The sequence below is a fragment of the Kitasatospora sp. NPDC007106 genome (genome assembly GCF_040634455.1).
Classification (GTDB): Bacteria; Actinomycetota; Actinomycetes; order Streptomycetales; family Streptomycetaceae; genus Kitasatospora; species Kitasatospora arboriphila.
The window spans coordinates 1-14946 of record NZ_JBEYFP010000099.1 but is presented as its reverse complement, the minus strand read 5'-3'; the positions used below and the strand labels follow the sequence as shown (position 1 = coordinate 14946).

Here is a 14946-nt window from a genome sequence, read left to right as displayed (position 1 = left end):
CTGTTGTTAAGAGGGGTGATATTCCCAACACCCGCCCCGGGGGCGGTGGACCGGGGCGGGGCCCCCGCGGGGGGGGGCCGTCGGGGCGCCGGTCCGGTGGGCGGCGGCGGCCGCCCGGTCAGATCCCTATCGGCCTCTGGGAGCGGACGGACTGGAGCAGTCCGATGGCGACCCAGACCGCGAACATCGAGGAGCCGCCGTAGGAGACGAACGGCAGCGGGATGCCGGCGACCGGCATGATGCCGAGGTTCATCCCGATGTTCTCGAAGGCCTGGAAGGCGAGCCAGGTGATCACGCCGGCGGCGAGGACGGTGCCGTACAGGTCGGTGGCCTGGCGGGCGATCTTGCAGGCCCGCCAGAGGATGACGCCGAGCAGGGCGATCAGGCCGAGGCCGCCCACGAAGCCGAGTTCCTCGCCGGCCACGCTGAACACGAAGTCGGTCTGCTGCTCGGGGACGAACTGGCCGGTGGTCTGGAAGCCGTGGAACAGGCCCATGCCGGTGAGGCCGCCGGAGCCGATGGCGATCCGGGCCTGGGCGGTGTTGTAGCCGACGCCGGCCGGGTCGAGCGAGGGGTTGGCGAAGGCGGCGAAGCGGTCGATCTGGTACTTGCTCAGCACGCCGAGCTTCCAGATGACCAGCGCGCCGACGGTGCCGGCTCCGATGAGGCCGAAGACCCAGCGGCGGGCGGCGCCGGAGGCGAGCAGGACGCCCATGATGACGATGCCCATCACCATGACCGAGCCGAGGTCGGGCATCAGCATGATGACGCCCATCGGCACCGCGGCGATCACCAGTGCCTGGATGACGCTGCGCGAGGAGGGGAACTCCCGTTCGCCGGCGTCGACCCGGGCGGAGAGCACCACGGCCATGCCCATCACGATGGAGAGCTTGGCGAACTCGGCGGGCTGCAGCGAGAAGCCGCCGCCGAACTGGATCCAGGAGTGCTGGCCGTTGATGGTGGAGCCGAGCGGGGTGAGGGTGGTGGCGAGCAGCAGCAGGACGCCGAGGTAGACGAACGGCACGGCGGTGCGCAGCCGGCGTGTCCCTATCCCGACGGTGACCGCGCAGAGCACCACGCCGACCAGGGTGTTGGTGAGGTGCCGGTACAGGAAGTACTGCGGGTCGCCGTGGGTGAGGTTGTCGCGGCCGCGGGTGGCGGACCAGACGAGCAGCGAGCTGCCGAGGGAGAGCGCCAGCGCGGAGAGGATCATGATCCAGTCCATCCGGCGCAGCGGCGAGTCCTTGGCCAGGACCCTGGCGATGGAGCCGCGCTGCGGGGCGAGCCGGACGGTGCGGTACGAGCCGTAGGAGGTCATCCGCGGCTCCTTCCGGTGGCGCGGGCGGGCTCCAGGGCGGCGAGCGCGAGGACCGCGGGGGCGCCGGTGCCGGTGGCGGGCGCCGGGTCGAGGAAGGCGCGGTCGCCGGGGGCGTCGTAGGAGGCCTGCTTGATGATGGCGGTGCCGTCGGGGTTGAACTTGGGCAGTTCGCTCTGCGGCTTGGGCAGCAGGGCCTTGCCGTTGTCGACGGCGCCCTTGTCGTCGACGCCGTAGAGCGCCTGGTAGATGCGGCGTACCGAGTCACCGGAACCGCCGGAGCCGGTGCCGCCCTGGCTTATCGTCATCACGACCGCGTAGTCGCCGCTGTAGGTGGTCAGCCACGAGGTGGTCTGCTTGCCGGCGACCTCCGCGGTGCCGGTCTTGGCGTGCAGTTCGATCTTGCCCTGGGGCCAGCCGGCGCCGACGAACTTCCAGGCGGCGGTGCCGCTGGTGACGACGCCCGCGGTGGCCTGGTCGATGTAGTCGAGCAGCTTGCCCTGGGCGGGGATCTTGCCGTCCTCGTGGGGGGCGATGTCGCGGACGAGCTTGCCGTCCGGGCTCATGACCGCCTTGCCGATGGTGGGGCGGTAGAGGGTGCCGCCGTTGGCCAGCGCGGAGTAGATCCGGGCCATCTGGAGCGGGGTGACGAGGGTGTCGCCCTGGCCGATGGCGAAGTTGACGGCGTCACCGGCGCGCATGACGTTGCCGTCCTGGCAGTTCTCGCGGGCGATCTCGTCGGCGTACTCGTGGCCGCCCTTGGCCGCCTGGGCGCACCAGGCGTCCTTGTTGGCGTCGTAGAAGGACTGCTTCCACTGGCGGTCCGGCACCCGGCCGGCGACCTCGCTGGGGAGGTCGACGCCGGTCTTGGCGCCGAGGCCGTACTGGTGGGCGGTCTTGGTGAACCAGTCGGCGGGGTTCTTCGGCTTGATGCCGCCGTCCTTCAGCCACTGGTCGTAGGACAGGTAGTAGAAGACGGTGTCGCAGGAGATCTCCAGGGCCTTCTCCAGCGAGATCTCGCCGAAGCTCTCGCCCTCGAAGTTCTTGAACTCGCGGCCGCCGATGGTCATGCTCGGCGGGCACGGGTAGTGGCCGTCGAGGGAGTAGCCGGCCTGGACGGCGGCGGTGGTGGAGATGACCTTGAAGGTGGAGCCGGGGGCGGACAGTCCCTGGATGGCCCGGTTGATCAGCGGGTAGTTGGAGCCCTTGTCGGTCAGCGCCTGGTAGTCCTTGGCGGTGATGCCGCCGACCCACAGGTTGGGGTCGAAGGTGGGGGCGCTGGCCATGGCGATGATCCGGCCGGTGTGCACGTCCATGACGACGGCGGCGCCGGAGTCCGCCTCGTAGTTCTTGTGGGTCTCCTTGTCGTAGACCTTGCGGGCGTCGGTCATGGCCTGCGCCAGCTGGTCCTCGACGACCTTCTGGACCCGGGCGTCGATGCTGGTGACGAGGTTGTTGCCGGACTGCGCGGGGACGGTGCCGGCGCTGCCGATGACCTTGCCGAGGTTGTCGACCTCCAGCTTGTCGACGCCGGTGGTGCCGCGCAGGTCGTCGTCGTAGACGGACTCCAGGCCGGCACGGCCGATCTGGTCGCTCGGCAGGCGGCGTTCGCGGCCGGTCTTGTCGGCGGTCTTGGTGACCTCGTCGTCCGTCACCGGGGAGAGGTAGCCGAGCACCTGGGCGGCGCTGGCGCCCTCGACGCCGGTGTAGCGGCGGACGGCGGTGGGCTGGGCGGTGACGCCGGGGAAGTCCTCGCGGCGTTCCATGATCTGCATGGCCTGCTGGGTGGTGGCCTGCTGGGTGACCGGGATCGGCTGGTAGGGCGAGCCGTTCCAGCAGGGCTTGGGCGTCTTGGCGTCGCAGAGCCGCACCTTGTCCTGGACGTCCTTGGGCTGCAGCCCGAGGACGCCGGCGAGGCGGGTCAGCACGGCCTTGCCGCGGTCCTTCTGCTGGAGCAGGGAGGTGCGGCTGACGGAGACGACGAGCTTGGTCTCGTTGCCGACGAGCACCCGCCCGGAGGCGTCGAGGATCTCGCCGCGGACGGCGGGCTCCACGACCTCCCGGATGTGGTTCCCTTGCGCCTGGGCGGCGTACTGGCTGCCGGTCCGGATCTGCAGGTACCACAGCCGCCCGCCGAGGGTGGCGAGCAGCGACAGCACCAGGATCTGCAGCACCACCAGACGGATCGTCACCCGTTGGGTGCGTCCGGTCTCCGGGATGTTGCTCACTGGGGGGACTCCTCCTGGGGGTTCTGCGGGGCGTCAGGGACGGCGGGCGAGGCCGAGCGACCGCTTCTTGCGCGGGCTCGTCGGCATCGGCGAGGACTCCCGGGTGGTCTTGTAGCGGGCGAGGCTGCCGAGGCCGGAGCCGCCCGGGTCCTCGGTCTCGGTGCCGGAGCGGCCGCCGTCGAAGCGGCGGGCGAGCAGCATGACGGCGGGCACCACGAACGGCGCGAGCAGCACGTCGTACAGCAGGGCGCTGAACACCAGGCCGGCGAGGCCGACGTGGCGGGCGGCGGTGTCGCCGACCAGGGCGCCGACGGAGGCGTACAGGCCGGTGGAGACGACGGCCGCGACGGCGACGACCATCAGGGCGCTGATCGCGGAGCGCTGTCGGCCGGCCTCGGGGCGGAGCAGGCCGGCGGCGTAGCCGACCAGGCAGAGCACCAGGGCGTAGCGGCCGATGGCGTGGTCGGAGGGCGGCGCGAGGTCGGCGAGCAGGCCGGCGGTGAAGCCGGCCAGGCAGCCGCCGGTCGGGCCGTACACCAGGGCGAGGCCGACGACGACGAGCATCAGCAGGTCGGGGGTGGCCCCGGGCAGCTGGAGCCGGCCGAGCACGCTGACCTGGACGACCAGGCCGAGCATCAGCAGGACGGCGGAGAGCAGGATGCGGTTCGGACGCACGGTCAGTTCCCCCCTGCGGGTGTGGAGGCGGCGGTCGGCTTCGCGGGTGCGACGGCCGGCGGGTTCGCCGCGGCGGCGGACGGCTTGGGCGGCAGGACGCCGTCGCGCGGGTCGCTGCGCGGCGGGACGACGACGACGCCGACCAGGTCGAGGCGGGTGAACTGGACGTAGGGCTCGACCAGGACGGTCTTGGTGAGCTCGCCCGGGGTGGCCTGGACCTCGACCACCCGGCCGACGGGAACGCCGGGGACGAACGGACGGCCGCTCTGCGAGCCGAAGGTGACGACCCGGTCGCCGGCCTTGACCTGGGCGCGGCCGTTGAGCAGTTGGACCCGCATCGGGCTGCTGCCCTGGCCGGCGGCGAAGCCGATCTCGTCGCTGCCCTCCAGCCGGGTGCCGGCGGTGAAGCCGGGGTCGGAGGCGAGCAGCACGGTGGCGGTGGTCGGGGCGACGGTGGTGACCCGGCCGACCAGGCCCTGGCCGTTGATGACGGTCATGTCGCGGGTGAGGCCGTCGTCGCTGCCGGCGTCGATGGTGATCGTCCAGGAGAAGCCCTGGGCGGCGCCGATCGCGATGACCTGGGCGGCCTTGATGGTGTATCCGCCGTTGCCGGCCGTCCGCAGCAGGTCGTCGAGCTGCTTGGTGCGGCCCGCCGCGGTGTCGGAGGAGGCGAGCCGCTGGCGCAGCTCGGTGTTCTCCCGGGTGATCTGGTCGAGGCGCTGCTGGTGGGTGGAGGCGTCGCGGACGGCGCGGATGGTGCCGGCCACCGGGTCGACGAGGCCGGAGGCGCCGCGCTCGACCGGGCCGAGCAGGCCGGCGGCCGCCCGGCGGGCCCCGCCGAGCGGGGAGTCCTCGCCGCCCTTGATGTCGACGGTGATCAGGGCGAAGGCGACCGCGACCAGCAGGATGAGCAGTAGTCGGCTCTCTCGTGTGTCCCTCACGGTGCTGGAGCGCCCCTTCGTTCCCTGGTACCGGTTGTTCAGTTGGAGATGTGACGCCGTGTGCGCCGTGCTACCCCCCCCGCGGGGAGGGTCAGCGGCGCGGCTGGGCGTCCAGGACCTGCTGGAGCGCCTCGAACTCCTCGACGCACTTGCCGGCGCCGAGGGCGACCGAGTCCAGCGGGTTCTCCGCGATGTGGATGGGCATGCCGGTCTCCCGGCGGAGCCGCTCGTCGAGGCCGCGCAGCAGCGCGCCGCCGCCGGTGAGCACGATGCCGCGGTCCATGACGTCGCCGGCGAGCTCGGGCGGGCACTGGTCGAGGGTGGTCTTGACCGAGTCGATGATGGAGTTCACCGGCTCGTCGATGGCCTCGCGGACCTCGGCGGCGGAGATGACGACGGTCTTGGGCAGGCCGCTGACGAGGTCGCGGCCGCGGATCTCGGCGTGCTCGTCCTTCTCGCCCTCGAGCGCGAAGGCGGAGCCGATCGACATCTTGATCTGCTCGGCGCTGCGCTCGCCGAGGAGGAGGCTGTACTCCTTCTTGATGTGCTGGACGATGGCGTTGTCCAGCTCGTCGCCGGCGACCCGCAGGGACTGCGCGGTGACGATCCCTCCGAGGGAGATGACGGCGACCTCGGTGGTGCCGCCGCCGATGTCGACGACCATGTTGCCGGTGGGCTCGTGCACCGGCAGGCCGGCGCCGATCGCCGCGGCCATCGGCTCCTCGATGATGTGCACCTGGCGTGCGCCGGCCTGGGCGCTGGCCTCGATGACGGCGCGGCGCTCGACCCCGGTGATGCCGGAGGGCACGCAGACCACGACGCGCGGGCGGGCCAGGTAGCGGCGGCGGTGGATCTTGAGGATGAAGTAGCGGAGCATCCGCTCGGTGATCTCGAAGTCGGCGATCACGCCGTCCTTGAGCGGGCGGATGGCGACGATGTTGCCGGGCGTGCGCCCGATCATCTTCTTCGCCTCGGCGCCGACCGCGAGGATGCCGCCGGTGTTGGTGTTCACGGCGACGACCGACGGCTCGTTGAGGACGATCCCCTTGCCCCTGACGTACACCAGCGTGTTGGCAGTGCCGAGGTCGATCGCCATGTCACGGCCGATGAACGACAGATTGTTGGCCATGGGGTGTGCAGTGCCTTCCCGAGCTCGGTGTGCATGTGCGGGGAGTGGGCCGATCGCGCGCGCCCACGACAGGGCTGACATCAGCTGAGCAGCCGTTCCGGGCCCATGAGTTGCGTCCATCGTAGCCAGGCCCGTTCACCGCGTACGGCGAGGTACGGCATGCTGGCCATTCTCCGGCGGCCGATGTGCTCTTCCCGGGATTGGGACGCCGTGTCGGCGCTCGGGGTTCCGCCTTTTCGGGGCGGGTTCCGGCGGTTGCACCCGGTTGGACCGGGGCGGTTGCACCCGGCCCGACCTGGGCGTACGTCAGGCTGTGTCAGGCCTTCGTCAGGCGCGACGGGGTCAGGCGTGGGCGGGGAAGAAGATCTTGATCTCGCGCTCGGCGGAGGCCTCCGAGTCCGAGGCGTGGATCAGGTTCTCACGGGTGATCGTGGCGTAGTCGCCGCGGATGGTGCCCGGGCCGGCCTGCAGCGGGTCGGTGGCGCCGGCCAGCGCGCGGATGCCGGGGATGACGTTCTCGCCCTCGACGATCAGCGCGATCGACGGGCCGGAGGTCATGAACTCCAGCAGCGGCTCGTAGAACGGGCGGCCGACGTGCTCGGCGTAGTGCAGCTCCAGCGTCGCCCGGTCGAAGGTGCGCAGTTCGAGGGCGGCGAGCCGCCAGTTCGCCTTGCGCTCGATGCGGCTGATGATCTCGCCGGCCAGGCCGCGCTTGACGGCGTCGGGCTTGAGCAGGACGAGAGTGCGCTGGGACACGGTGCAGCTCCAGGGGATCGGGTTCGGCACGGTGGGTTCGGCCACCGCAGACACTACCCTGCGGGTGCGGCCCGCCGACGCGAACGGGCCGCTCAGCGGGGGTTCAGGCGGTCTGCGAGGCCGCGGCGGCGCGGGCCGCCCTGATCACGTCGATCTTGCGGCCGTAGTGCACCGAGCACCACCACAGGGCGGCGAAGACGGCGCCGAGCCCGAACATGGTCGGCAGCACCAGGCCGCTGGCGATCAGGCCGATCTGCAGCACCCAGCCGACCGCCACCGCGCCGGGGCGCTCGATCATGCCGCAGAGCAGCACGCACAGCACCATGGCGGTGCCGCTGACGGCCCAGATCGTGCCGGTCGGCACGTCCGACAGCGGCATGGCGACCAGGCCGGCGAACATGATGAGCAGGGCCTCGCCGATGAGGGTCGAGGAGCAGAGGGTCCGCATCGGGTGCTACTTCCTTCCGAACAGCAGGCGCGCCTCGCCCACCGTGATGACCGAGCCGGTGACCAGGACGCCGGCGCCGCCGAGGTCCTCCTCCTCGGCGAGCGTGACGGCCGCGTCGATGGCGTCGTCCAGCCGGGGTTCGACCTGCACACGATCCTCACCGAAGACCTCCACGGCGAGCGCGGCCAGCTCGTCGACGGGCATCGCCCGGTGGGTGGAGTTCTGGGTGATGACGACCTCGGCGAGGATCGGCTCGAAGACCTCCAGCAGGCCGGAGACGTCCTTGTCGCCGCTGGTGCCGATCACGCCGACCAGCTTGGTGAAGCCGAAGGCCTCGCCGATCGCGGCGACGGTGGCCTCGGCGCCGTGCGGGTTGTGCGCGGCGTCCAGGATGACGGTGGGGCTGCGGCGGACGATCTCCAGGCGGCCCGGCGAGGAGACGCCGGAGAACGCCCGGCGGACCTTCTCGGTTTCCAGCTGGCCGCCGGCGGCCGCGCCGACGCCGAAGAACGCCTCGACGGCGGCCAGCGCGAGGGCGGCGTTGTGCGCCTGGTGGGCGCCGTGCAGCGGGATGAACACGTCCTCGTACTCCGCGCCGCCGAGGCCGCGCAGGGTGACGAGCTGGCCGCCGATCGCGACCTCGCGGCGGATCACGCCGAACTCCATGCCCTCCCGGGCGACGGTGGCGTCCACCTCGACGGCCCGCTTGAGGATGGTCTGCGCGGCGTCCAGCTGCTGCTGGGCGACGACGGCGAGCGCGCCGGGCTTGATGATGCCGGACTTCTCCACCGCGATCTCGCCGGTCGTGCCGCCGAGCTTGTCGGTGTGGTCCAGGCCGATCGGGGTGATCACGGCGACGGCGGCGTCGATGACGTTGGTGGCGTCCCAGGAGCCGCCCATGCCGACCTCGACCACGGCGACGTCCACCGGGGCGTCGGCGAAGGCCGCGTAGGCCATGCCGGTCAGCACCTCGAAGAAGGACATCGCGACCGGCTGCGTCCCGTCGACCATCCGCACGTAGGGCTCGATGTCGCGGTAGGTCTCGACGAACTTCTCGGTGCTGATCGGGGCGCCGTCCAGGCTGATCCGCTCGGTGACCGACTCCACGTGCGGGCTGGTGTAGCGGCCGGTGCGCAGCTCGAAGGCGCCGAGCAGCTGCTCGATCATCCGGGCGGTGGAGGTCTTGCCGTTGGTGCCGGTGATGTGGATCGAGGGGTAGGAGCGCTGCGGCTGGCCGAGGATGTCCATCAGCGCCGCGATGCGGTCGAGCGAGGGCTCCAGCTTGTTCTCCGGCCAGCGGCCGGAGAGCTCGGTCTCCACGGCCCGCAGCTCGGCCTCGGGGCCGGAGGCCCCGGCGTCGGAGGGGCGGGTGGTGTACGGGTTCTGCTCGGCCTTGTCGCTCACGGGCCCAGTCTACGTAGCGTCCGGGGCCCGTCCGGCGCAGGCTCCCCGGCCCGGTGGGGCGGGGCCGGGGAGCCGTGCGCCGGGATGCTCAGCGGTGCGCCGGGAACTGCACGACCTGCTGGTAGGTGGGGCGGTTCTGCCAGGTGGACTTGGGGTCGGTGACGCCGCCGAGCGGGCGCTGGACGATCGAGTCGGCGCACCACTGGTCGCCGGCCGGGCAGTCCGCGTCGGCCGGGTAGACCTGGGCCGGGGTCTGCGCCACGGCCTTCCTCAGGCTGTCGAGCAGGGCGGTGCGGCAGGCCGCGAGGTCGCCGCCGCCGCAGAACGGGCGGGCCAGCGGCCCGGCCACCGGGTCGCCGAGGACGCCCCGCAGGTCCTTGTCGACGTAGCTCCACCAGCCGTACTGGAAGGCCGAGCCCTTGTGCGGGATGGACTCGTTGGCGCTGGCGGTGCCGCTGGTGGGGCCGCTCTGCCCGCCGGAGGGCGACTCGTTGATCTGGACGGCTCCGGTCAGGGCGCCGAACAGGGCGTCGCCGAGGCCGGGCCGGAAGACCGCGTCGGCGAGCAGCGGCCACCAGGCGTCCAGGGTGCGGATCGCCTCGGCGTCGGCGTAGGCGTGGCTGCCCGGGGAGGTCTCCCGGCGCTGCCCGCCGGCCGCCCGCCAGGTCTCCAGCTTCTGCACGGCGGCGGCGAGGGACGGGTCGGTGACGGGGGCGCTGCGGACGACCCGGAGCAGTTCGGGCAGCACGTCCTCGGCGCGCAGGTCGGCGAGGGCGGCGGACTCCATGGCCTTGGTGAGCGAGACCCGGCTCGCCTTCCCGCCGCCGGCGAGCAGCGCCTTCACCCGGTCGTCGAGCAGGTTGCCGCGGTGCACCGAGCCGTTGCCGAAGCCCGCGGCGGCGAAGCCGGCGGCCTGCTTGTTGTTCCAGGAGACGTAGTAGTCCTGGTCGACGGAGTTCGGGTGCTCGGCGGGCGGCGTGTACCGGGCGGTGTTCGCGGCGGGGTCGAAGTCGCGCCACTCGTAGGCGGGCTCGGCGCGGACGGGCAGGCCGGCGTCGACGCCCGGGGCGCGCACCGGGTTGTTGCCGGAGTTGTAGTACGCGATGTCCCGGGAGTCCGCGTAGAACCAGTTGAAGGTGTAGTTGATGTTCTGCGCGGCCTGCTGGAAGCCCGCCGCGTCGTGCACCGCGCCGGGGTCGTTGAGCATCTGGAAGCCGATGATGGAGTCGGCCTCGTGGCGGTAGGTGGAGCGCAGCGAGGTGAAGGCGACGGGTGCGCCGCCGACCGTGCCGCGGGCGGTGACCAGGCCGTAGTTCGTGCGGTTCATCACCAGGGTGTAGGAGCCGGCCGCGGTGGAGTCGGCGGTGGTGGGCTTCCAGGAGTTCTTCCGCTCCAGCCGTTCCATCGGCAGGCACTGGCCGTGCCACCGGTAGTGGTCGGCCGTCAGGCCGACCGGACCGCCGTCGGTGGTGCAGAGCGGGACGGCGTAGGTGTCGGTGATGTCCTGTCCGGCGGAGGTGGCGCTCCAGGCGTAGTCCTGGCCGCGGCCGAGCTGGACGTAGAAGCTCAGCCCGGCGAAGGCGGCGCCGCGGGCGCTGATGCCGGGGCCCTGGATCTCCTCCAGCATGAGCAGCTGGGGGGCGAAGTAGCCGGTCTGTGGGCCGAACACGGCGACGGGGTGGCCGTCGTCGGTGTGGGCGCCGGAGACCAGCAGGGCGTTGGACATGCCGTGCTTGGCGGTGAGCAGGTTGCCGGGCAGCAGGCCGGGGGCGGTGGTGGCGCCCTGGGTGCCGGTGCCGGTGGCGTCGTGGATCATCTTCTCGGGGACGACCGAGCCCGGGTCGGGCAGCGCGGTGCCCTGCGGGGAGTCGGGCGGCAGGGCGTACGGGAACCGCCGGCCGTCGTGCAGGGTGAGCACGGCCTCGGGGTCGTCGGCCTCGCGGAGCGAGGACCAGAGGCGGTCGCCCTCGGCGGTGCCGTAGCGGGCCTCGGCGGCGAGCTTGACCTGGGCGGAGGCGAGTTCCCCGCCGCCGCCGGAGCCGAACAGGGCGCCGACCACGGAGGCGAGCGCGACCAGGTCGGTGAGCTTGAAGGGTTCGATGCCGCCGGCGTTGGTCATCGCGTCGATGTGGCCGGTGAGGTCGTACTCGCCGGGGAAGTAGCGGCCGTCGTAGGACTCGCGGACGTACTGGTTGATGCCGTCGAGGTAGGCGCCGGCGTCGGCGAGGGCCTGCCGGGCGCGGTCGCCCTCGTTCGCGATGGCGTCGATCTGCTGCTGGAGCTCGTCCTCGGTGTAGGGGGCGGCCTGCCAGAAGCTCTGTTCCAGCTGCCGGTTGGCGGCGGCGCCGCCGGCGAAGCCGGAGAGCTGGCCGCGGCCGACGTGCCGGAAGAGGTCCATCACCCAGAGCCGGTCCTGGGCCGCGGCGTAGCCGGCGCCGAACTCGGTGCCGTAGCGGGTGGTGCCGGTGATGTGCGGGACGCCGGTGGCCTTGTCGCGGACGATGGCGACGTCGCTGCGCGGGCGGGTGGTGGAGGCGACCTGGTCGGCGGGGACGCCGAAGGAGGCGTCGTTGAAGAAGCTGCGCAGCTGGGCCTCGGTCAGTTGCGGGTAAGCGCCGGCGAGGTTGGCGTAGGGGCCGAGCTGGTCGTCGGTGTGGGCGGGGCGGGAGCCGAAGACCTTGTTGAGCAGGATCTCGGCGAGGGTGGCGTTGCCGTTCTCGCCGGGCGGCAGGACGTCGAGGCATTTCCCGGCGCAGTAGTCGCCGGCGGCGGCCGGGGTTTCTCCGGCGGCTGCCGCGGCGGTGGGGGACGCGGTGGGGGCGAATACGGCCAGCAGGGCCGCCGCGAGGGTGGCGGCGGCGAATCTGCGCGGGTGGGGGCGTCGTTGCATGCCGGCTCCTCGGTCGAGTTGCGGATGCGTTGCGGTACTCGACGGTAGGGGCCTTGCTGACAATCTGCCTAGTAGCGTGCATGCCACAACTCGCCTGCGGGCATGCGGTTCTGCCCGGCCTCGGCGGGGACCGACCAGCGGTGGCCGGACCAGCGATGGCCGGATCAGCGGTGGCCGGATCAGCCGTGCCGGGCCTCCGGCACCTGCACGGCCCGGCCGCCGTGCCGGCGGCGCAGCTCGGCCGCGATCTCGGTGCCCTCGCCCTCCGGCAGCAGCGGCAGCATCATGGCGACGGCCTGCAGCAGGCCGCCGAGCAGGTAGGTGGTGTCCGGGGTGGCGGCGACCAGTGCGCGGACGGCCGCGACGTCCCCGGCGTCGACGGCCTCGACCAGCCGGGCGGGGTCGGCGGCGTCCTCGTCGAGCAGCACCCCGGAGGTGTCGGCGGGGGCGCGGCGGGCGAGCGAGCGCAGCACCCGGTCGGCGGCCTCGGGCGCGTACGCCTTGCGGACCGCCTCGGCCGCGATCCACACCAGCAGGGTGGTCACCTCGCGCTCCACGTGGTCGGCGAGGAGCCGGTCCAATTGCGCGTCGAAGGACAGCTGGTTCCCGCGCCGGAATGCCAGCAGCAAGGACGCCGCCCGGGCCTTCGCCGTCTCGACCTCGTGCTGCGGCAGTTCGTCGGCCAACTCCGTGGTCGCCGCCATGACGTGTCCTCCCGTCAGTTGCACACCCGCATGGGGACGTCTGAACACCGTACACATCCCAACTCCGAACATCAGTGGAACGCGCGCACGCACAAACGGAGAGAATGCGCGGTTCAAACGGTCGACGGGAATCATCGACCGAATGTCGGACGCACACGATGAAATACCGCCGAACGGACTATCAAGAACGGCCGGGGATATACCGAATGGCGGATTCCGCGCCGGTCCGCGCCGCGCACGGGCGGGGCGCGGACCGGCGCGGACCGGCCGTCCGGGGCGTCCGCGGGTGGCCCGCCCGTCCACTGGGTAGGGGGAGGGCGAGGGGGGACGGCCGTCGCCGCCTGCCGCCCGGACCACCCCGGCGGGTTCGGACGGCCGTGCGGTAGCGTGCCCGGATACTCGCGCGGGCGACCGTGCGGGCACTGACGAGGAGTACGCCAAGTTCAGGCCGCGGAGCGCCGTGGCGGGGGAGATCGATTTTCGATGTACGGCCAGGGTCAGCAGTATCCGCAGGGGCAGCCGCAGCAGCCGTACGGCCAGCCGCCGCAGTACGGGGGCACCCCGCAGCAGCCGGCGTACGGCGCGCCGCAGCCGCCGTCCTACGGCTACCCGCAGCAGCCGCCGGCCCCGCCGTACGGCGCCCAGCCCGGCTACCCGCAGGCCGCCGTGCCCGGCCAGCCGCAGCCCTACGGCGCACCGGGCGGCTACCCGCCGCCGACCCCGCCGAAGAGCAACACCGGTCTGGTGATCGGCCTGGTGATCGGCGCCGTGGTGCTGATCGGCGGCGGCCTCGCGATCTGGGGCCTGTCCGGCAGCGACGGCGGCGGCGCCGGCGGCACGGGCGGTACCGGCAGCACGGGCGGTACCGGCACGGTCGCCTCCGCCGCGTACAAGCTCGACCTGCCGATGTCCCTGCCGGACGGCCACACCCAGCAGAAGGCCACCTCCGCCCCGGCCACGCCCGGCCCGGACGGCCAGAAGCCGGCCTGCTCGGACGGCACCGCCGTGGCCGGCAACTACACCAAGGGCCAGACGGACATGGTGCAGGTCATCGGCTGCTACGGCTCGGTGGCGACCCCCGAGCTCGTGCTGCTCGCGCTGGAGGCCGAGTCGGTCAAGCCGAAGACCTTCGCCGGCACGACCGTCACCAGCACCTGGAAGACCCGGCCGACCGAGTACCCGGCGGGCAGCGCGGGCGCGCCCGGCGCCAAGCTCAAGTGCGGGGTGCTGACCACCAACGCCACCAAGACCGCCGCCGGCAACACCGTCTGCTTCTGGGCGGACCGCTGGACGGCGGCCGAGGTGGTCTTCGCCGACCTGAGCTTCACCGGCAAGGCGCCGATCACGCCCGCCGAGGCCGCGGTGAAGGCCGCCGCCGTCCGCGGCGCCGTCGAAGTGAAGAAGTAGCCGAAGCATCCGGCGAGGCGGCCGACCGGGAGCACCGGCCGGCAGCAGCCGGTCCCGACCGGCCGGCAGGACCGGCCGGTCGGGGAGCAGCCAGGGCCGACCCGTCGAAAGGACCTCCGGTGTCCGAGCAGAATCCGTACGGCGGCCCGCCGCCGTCCCCCCAGCCGTACGGGGCCCCTCCCCCGCCGCCCGCCCAGCCCGGTTTCGGCCCGCCGCCGCAGCCCGGCTACGGCTACCCGCAGCAGCCCGCACCGCCGTACGGACAGCCGGGCGGCTACGGGGTGCCGGCCCAGCAGCCGTGGGGCGGCGGGGTCGTCCCGCAGCCGCCGAAGTCCCGCAAGACGCTGTGGGTGGTGCTCGGCTGCGTCGGCGGCGCCATCCTGCTCGGCGGCGGCCTGGCCGGCTACTTCGTCTATGACGTGACCTCAAAGACCGACAACTACCGGATCTCGCTGCCGGGCACCTTCCAGGGCCTGCCGCGGGAGGACTCCAACCCGCTCGCGCAGAAGCTGGAGTCCGGGCTCGACGACTCGCTCGGCAAGGGCGACAACGCCTGGTCGCCGACCCCGGTCAGCACCGTGTACACCGACCGGAAGAAGGTGGTCGCGGTCTTCGGCGGCTACGGCACCGTCCTCTCCCCCCGCAGCCAGGTCGACGACTTCTACACCAACTTCGAGAAGGGCGCGAGCAGCCAGGGCACCACCTTCAGCGGCCGCCGGGACTTCGACCCGGGCCCGCTCGGCGGCCGGCTGAGCTGCGAGGTCATGCACGCCCCGACCGAGGACGACAGCCTGTGCGCCTGGGCGGACGGCTCCACCTTCGTCGCCGTGCTCACCGGCGAGGTCGACCAGGACTCCGAGGTGGACCTGGACGTCGCCGCGGCCGCCGCCCGCGAGCTGCGGCAGATCGCCGAGGTGCCGAAGTAGCACCCGCCCGGCCCCGCCGGGGCCGGGGACGGCGAAGGCCGACACGGCGAAGGCCGACACGGCGAAGGCCGACACGGCGAAGGCCGACACGGCGAAGGCCGACACGGCGAAGGCCGACACGGC

The 14946-nt window shown here is 72.6% G+C and carries 12 protein-coding genes; 2 read left to right on the top strand and 10 right to left on the bottom strand.

The genetic code is table 11. The annotated features are described in order from the left end of the window. Positions 1–118: 118 nt before the first annotated feature. The 10 genes from ABZ641_RS12265 to ABZ641_RS12220 form a co-directional block, all read right to left on the bottom strand. Positions 119–1318 carry an FtsW/RodA/SpoVE family cell cycle protein gene (locus ABZ641_RS12265; RefSeq protein WP_344627369.1) on the bottom strand — a complete coding sequence of 400 codons (1200 nt, stop codon included), beginning with the start codon at positions 1316–1318 and terminating at the stop codon, positions 119–121. Next, entirely contained in the window at positions 1315–3543 is a 2229-nt protein-coding gene (gene mrdA / locus ABZ641_RS12260) for a penicillin-binding protein 2 (protein ID WP_344627368.1), read from the bottom strand. The genes ABZ641_RS12265 and mrdA overlap by 4 nt, the downstream gene beginning before the upstream one ends. A 33-nt stretch (positions 3544–3576) precedes the next feature. After that, the gene (mreD, locus tag ABZ641_RS12255) at positions 3577–4218 is read right to left on the bottom strand and encodes a rod shape-determining protein MreD (protein WP_344627367.1); all 642 of its coding nucleotides are present in this window, start codon (positions 4216–4218) and stop codon (positions 3577–3579) included. A gap of 2 nt (positions 4219–4220) precedes the next feature. Then, the gene (gene mreC, locus ABZ641_RS12250) at positions 4221–5159 is read right to left on the bottom strand and encodes a rod shape-determining protein MreC (RefSeq protein WP_344627366.1); all 939 of its coding nucleotides are present in this window, start codon (positions 5157–5159) and stop codon (positions 4221–4223) included. Positions 5160–5250: 91 nt separating this feature from the next. Then, positions 5251–6276, bottom strand: coding sequence for a rod shape-determining protein (locus ABZ641_RS12245; protein ID WP_030270516.1), 1026 nt, complete (start codon positions 6274–6276; stop codon positions 5251–5253). Between the two features lie 354 nt (positions 6277–6630). Next, positions 6631–7044, bottom strand: a complete 414-nt coding sequence (ndk, locus tag ABZ641_RS12240; RefSeq protein ID WP_344627365.1) for a nucleoside-diphosphate kinase — start codon at positions 7042–7044, stop codon at positions 6631–6633. Positions 7045–7147: 103 nt separating this feature from the next. Further along, entirely contained in the window at positions 7148–7492 is a 345-nt protein-coding gene (locus ABZ641_RS12235) for a DUF4233 domain-containing protein (protein WP_344627364.1), read from the bottom strand. A gap of 6 nt (positions 7493–7498) precedes the next feature. Continuing rightward, complete coding sequence (locus ABZ641_RS12230; RefSeq protein ID WP_359981169.1) at positions 7499–8896, bottom strand: folylpolyglutamate synthase/dihydrofolate synthase family protein; 1398 nt, start codon at positions 8894–8896, stop codon at positions 7499–7501. An 88-nt stretch (positions 8897–8984) separates the two neighbouring features. After that, positions 8985–11786, bottom strand: a complete 2802-nt coding sequence (locus ABZ641_RS12225; protein ID WP_359981166.1) for a penicillin acylase family protein — start codon at positions 11784–11786, stop codon at positions 8985–8987. 179 nt (positions 11787–11965) lie between these two features. After that, positions 11966–12490, bottom strand: coding sequence for a hypothetical protein (locus ABZ641_RS12220; RefSeq protein WP_344627361.1), 525 nt, complete (start codon positions 12488–12490; stop codon positions 11966–11968). A gap of 483 nt (positions 12491–12973) precedes the next feature. Between ABZ641_RS12220 and ABZ641_RS12215 the strand changes: the two genes are divergently transcribed. Continuing rightward, positions 12974–13897 carry a hypothetical protein gene (locus ABZ641_RS12215; RefSeq protein ID WP_359981163.1) on the top strand — a complete coding sequence of 308 codons (924 nt, stop codon included), beginning with the start codon at positions 12974–12976 and terminating at the stop codon, positions 13895–13897. 119 nt (positions 13898–14016) lie between these two features. Then, complete coding sequence (locus ABZ641_RS12210) at positions 14017–14823, top strand: hypothetical protein (protein ID WP_359981161.1); 807 nt, start codon at positions 14017–14019, stop codon at positions 14821–14823. Positions 14824–14946 lie beyond the last annotated feature (123 nt).

Excerpts from the sequence above, each read along its gene's own strand:
- ABZ641_RS12265 (WP_344627369.1), bottom strand. The coding sequence starts at position 1,318 with ATGACCTCCTACGGCTCGTACCGCACCGTCCGGCTCGCCCCGCAGCGC.
- ABZ641_RS12235 (WP_344627364.1), bottom strand. The coding sequence starts at position 7,492 with ATGCGGACCCTCTGCTCCTCGACCCTCATCGGCGAGGCCCTGCTCATC.
- ABZ641_RS12225 (WP_359981166.1), bottom strand. The coding sequence starts at position 11,786 with ATGCAACGACGCCCCCACCCGCGCAGATTCGCCGCCGCCACCCTCGCG.
- ABZ641_RS12220 (WP_344627361.1), bottom strand. The coding sequence starts at position 12,490 with ATGGCGGCGACCACGGAGTTGGCCGACGAACTGCCGCAGCACGAGGTC.
- ABZ641_RS12215 (WP_359981163.1), top strand. The coding sequence starts at position 12,974 with ATGTACGGCCAGGGTCAGCAGTATCCGCAGGGGCAGCCGCAGCAGCCG.